The 4,199-nt window shown below is 64.2% G+C and carries 3 protein-coding genes; 1 reads left to right on the top strand and 2 read right to left on the bottom strand.

From position 1 onward, the window contains the following. Nucleotides 1–1,728: FAD-dependent oxidoreductase (locus KAY22_RS25350; RefSeq protein ID WP_296625882.1), on the bottom strand; the 1,728-nt coding region annotated here is incomplete at its 3' end. Between the two features lie 290 nt (nt 1,729–2,018). Here KAY22_RS25350 and KAY22_RS25345 point away from each other — a divergent pair. Next, nucleotides 2,019–3,191, top strand: coding sequence for a CoA transferase (locus tag KAY22_RS25345; RefSeq protein WP_296625881.1), 1,173 nt, complete (start codon nt 2,019–2,021; stop codon nt 3,189–3,191). Nucleotides 3,192–3,207: 16 nt separating this feature from the next. Here KAY22_RS25345 and KAY22_RS25340 read toward each other — a convergent pair whose 3' ends face one another. After that, nucleotides 3,208–3,507 carry a hypothetical protein gene (locus KAY22_RS25340; protein ID WP_296625880.1) on the bottom strand — a complete coding sequence of 100 codons (300 nt, stop codon included), beginning with the start codon at nt 3,505–3,507 and terminating at the stop codon, nt 3,208–3,210. Nucleotides 3,508–4,199 lie beyond the last annotated feature (692 nt).

Genomic DNA, 4,199 nt, shown 5'->3' with positions numbered 1-4,199 from the left:
GCGGGTCACCATCTGCTCATGGTTGACGATACCGCCGCCATGCGCGGGATTGGTGTTGGGGCCATAAAGGATGAAGAAGTTCGGGAAGCCCGGAATCATGCTGCCCGCGATATGCGCGCGGCAACCATCGGTGGCCCAGAACTGCTCGACGCTCAGCCCGTCGCGGCCGATGATCTCCATCGGCCACAGCAGATCGTTCGCCTTGAAGCCCGTCGCATAGACGATGACGTCGACATCGTGCGTTTCGGCGCCGGCGACAACGCCGTCGACGATGATCCGATCGACCCCAGCCGACACCAGCTCGACATTGTCGCGCAGCAGCGCGTCGTAGATGTTATATTCGGCATCGACGAGGATCGGCCGCGCCGAGAAAGGCGGGTGCGGCGGGATCATCTTCTCGATGAGGTCGGGCCGGCCCGCGAACTTCTCCTCGATATAGGCGACGCGGCCCTCGCGTATCTCGTGGTTCAGCGCGCTGCGCGACAGGTCGTGCTTCCAGTCGGGATCGAGCGTGAAGACATCCCCATATACATGCTCGCCCGTCAGCCAGTTGGTGCGGAAACGCAAGAAGTTGATGTGGTACGGCAGGTTGCGGTCGAGCCAGGTAACCTGGTCGGGCAACTTCGCCAGATAGCCCGGAACCGGGAACAGCCATTGCGGCTTGCGCTGGAACAGAACGACCTGCTTCGCGATCTTGGCCAGTTCGGGAACCATCTGATAGCCCGTCGCCCCCGTGCCGATGACCGCCACCCGCTTGTCGGATACGTCGAGATCGGCTGGCCAGCGCGCGGTGTGGAAGGACGGCCCCGCGAAATCGGCCATGCCCGGCAGGTCGGGCAGGTTCGGCCGCGCGAGCAGGCCGGTCGCGCAGATGATCGCGTTGGCGCTGTAATGCTTCTCGCCCTCGGCATCGCGCGCGGCGATCCGCCACAGCTTCGCCTCCTCGTCCCAGCGCATCGACGAGACTTCGGTGTTGAAGCGGATGTCCTCGCGCACCCCGAAATGATCGGCCACCCAGTTGAAGTAGCGTTCATTGTCCTCCTGCGGCGAGAAGGGATGGTCAAACACGAAATCGGCACCGAAGATATGGGTATAGGCGCGGCTCGGCGTGTCGACCCGTGCGCCGGGATAGCGGTTCTCGTACCAGGTGCCGCCGACCTCGGGATTCTTCTCGATCACCATATAGTCGATGCCGGCATGTTTGAGCTGCACCGCGGCGTTGAGCCCGCCCATCCCGGCGCCGATGACGATCACCGAGAAGCCCGCGAGTTGCTCGGGCGTCGGCTGCGCGGGCCAGTTCAGGCCCCGCGCCCAGGGATCTATCGCGGTTTCCTCGACCCACATGCCCAGCTCGTCGGCCGGGATCGGATCGCCCGCCGCCAGGTGCAGGCTGCGCGGCAGCCGGTCGGCCGGCCCCGGGCCGATCGGGCCGGCGCCCGCATCGCGATAGGCCTTCAGGAAGTCGGCCGCCTTGCGCTGGATCAGCGCCACGCCCTCCTCGGTCGCGACGTTCCACGCCTCAGCCAGGAACACCCGGTTCTTGACGGTCTCGACCGCCGCCAGCTCCTCGTCGCCAGTGAGCTGATAGATAAGCCCGCGCAGCGACATCGGGTCGGAATAGCGGACCGCATCCTCGATCTGCGCGTCGCTGGCCGCCAGCAATTCGGCACGGACGCCCCCTGCCGGTTCCTGGGCAGGTGCGATCGCGGCGGCGGAAGATGTTGGCATGGCGAATCCCTCTAGCGGCAATCTGGATGCAAACCGGACTCTGCGCGCGGAAATCGATCGATCATCGTACATCGCTCTCCAGACGACGGACTCTTCGGCCCGGCGGCGCGGCACAGGCCGGCTAAAAATGTATGCATTGATTATCGTGACAGCGCAAGCCTTCCCTAGCCGGCCGAAAAAATCCCGAAAATCCGTGACCTTCAGCGAAAAACGATCAGCCGGGACGAGCGCTCCCTTGACCTGAACATTTGCTGTATGCAATTAATCAAGCAAATATAGGGAGAAGATGGATGGTGGGCACGCTCGCAAAGAAAGGCCCGCTCGACGGCTATCGCATCCTCGAACTGGGCGCGAACATCTCGGTGCCGTGGGCGACGATGCTGCTCGGCGATCAAGGTGCGGAGGTCATCAAGCTCGAAGTGGCGGGCGGCGACCAGACCCGGGTCGCCGGTAATTTCCGCCGCGACATCGACGGCATGGCCAGCCTCTTCCTCAACAGTAACCGCAACAAGCGCTCGATCGTGCTCGACATGAAGAGCGCCGATGGCCAGGCCGTGGCGCAGAAGATCGCCGCCCAGTGCGACGTGATCGTCCAGAATTTCCGCCCCGGCGTCGCCGAGCGGCTTGGCATCGGCTATGAACAGATCAAGGCGCTGCGCCCCGACGTCGTATATGTCTCGGTCGACGGACTCGGCAGCGAAGGCCGCGGCGCCCAGCGACGCGTCTACGACATCGTCGTCCAGGGGCTGGCCGGCTTCGCCAAGATGCAGGCACCGCGCGGCACCGGCGAACCGACGATGGTCAACACGATCATCACCGACAAAATCGCCGCTATGACGGTGTGGCAGGCCGTCACCGCCGCCCTTCTCGCCCGCGAGCGCCACGGCATCGGCCAGCATGTGACGGTCAGCATGCTCGACGCCGCGATCGCTTTCCTGTGGCCCGACGTGATGGCCGACGCCAGCCTGACCGGCGACCTCGTCCAGCGCGGCTCCTTCCCCTCCTCGGTCCGCTACATCTTCCCGACGGCCGACGGCCACATCATCGTCGGCATGTTCGCCCAGCCCGAATGGAAGGGGCTGTGCACCGCGATCGAGCGGCCCGACCTGATCGAGGATCCCCGCTTTCTGACCCTCAAGGACCGGCTGATCAACGTCGAGGCGATGAACGCTATCCTTGGCGGTGCCTTCCAGGGGCGGTCACGCGCCGAATGGGTCGAACGGCTGGAGGCCAATGACGCGGTGTTCGCGCCGGTCAACGGGCCGGAGGATGTCGCCAATGATCCTTATGTGATCGCGCTCGGCACGATCGAGGACAGCGAGCATCCGGTGATCGGTCCCTATCGCCTGGCGGCGCATCCCGCCCGCTTCGGAGAGACCCCGGCCAGCGTTCGCCGCCATGCCCCGGTGCTGGGCGCCGACACCGCCGAGGTGCTGGCCGAGTTCGGGATCGAAACCACCTGAGCCCGGGATGGGTCGATCAGCCGACCGACGCCTCGAGCGCTGCGACCGCCATCAACATCGCGGCCGAAACCGCCTCGTCGAAATAGCGATAAGCGCTCTGCCAGTTGCCGCCGCCCTGATCCCAGTAGAGCGACGCTTGCAGAAACAGGGTGGCGCTGGCCGTGATGCGCGCGGCGAACAGCGGCTCGGTCAGGTGCGGCACTGTCTTGACGATCATCGTCATGACCCGGTTCGACACCGGGAACAGCTCATTCATCTCGTCGCGGAGCTGCATATGCGGGTGGGCCCACATCACCCCGGAGCGGGAAGCGCGCATAGCTGCGGTCTCCGTGGCGATTGAGCTCCTCGAACACCGGTAGGAACAACACTTCGAGCAGGGCGCGCGCGCTGCCGTCACGGCCCGATCGGCGCGCTTGCCCTCGATTGAGACCGCGCGCCGGCGGAAGATCGCGCGTATCAGCTCGTCCTTGGTGTTGAAATAATGACCGCGAAATAATTGCTGGTCCCCGCCGCGACAGCGATCTCTCGCATCGAGACCGCCCCGACTGAACTGATGAGGTGGATGCCCCTATGAAAGCAAACGACATATATTGGGGCGCAAGGTCAGGAGTGCTTCGGATCGGTCGCGGTGACGTGGCGCCTAGGGCAACAGCAAACTGGTCTCCCTGCCTACGGGCGGAAACGTTGGCCAGCCTCGAACGATAGTGGTCGAATGTCGCCTCCGTTCGGTTCTTTCAGCTTGCTTCCTCTTTCGAAGCGAGCAATCAGACCCTGCTCCCGCGACACTCGGGAGCGGGGCGTCGAAACCCCTCTGATCAAGCTCGGTCACAGATATTTGCGGCCGGGTGGCGCGTACGTATGTCCAGCCGGCAACGGTAAAGTCTCTAGCTGCTGCCCCCACGGTAGAGGGTATCCAGACTTTATATTGCTACGTCATGATCTTCTTCTCCGTCGATCATTGCAAGTCCACATCATCCATCCCGGAGTGCAACAGTCTCTTCGCGGTCG

The sequence above is a fragment of the Rhizorhabdus sp. genome (assembly GCF_018006725.1).
In the GTDB taxonomy this organism is placed as follows: Bacteria; Pseudomonadota; Alphaproteobacteria; order Sphingomonadales; family Sphingomonadaceae; genus Rhizorhabdus.
The sequence above is the reverse complement of the archived record's forward strand: the minus strand, read 5'-3'. Positions and strand labels throughout refer to the sequence as shown.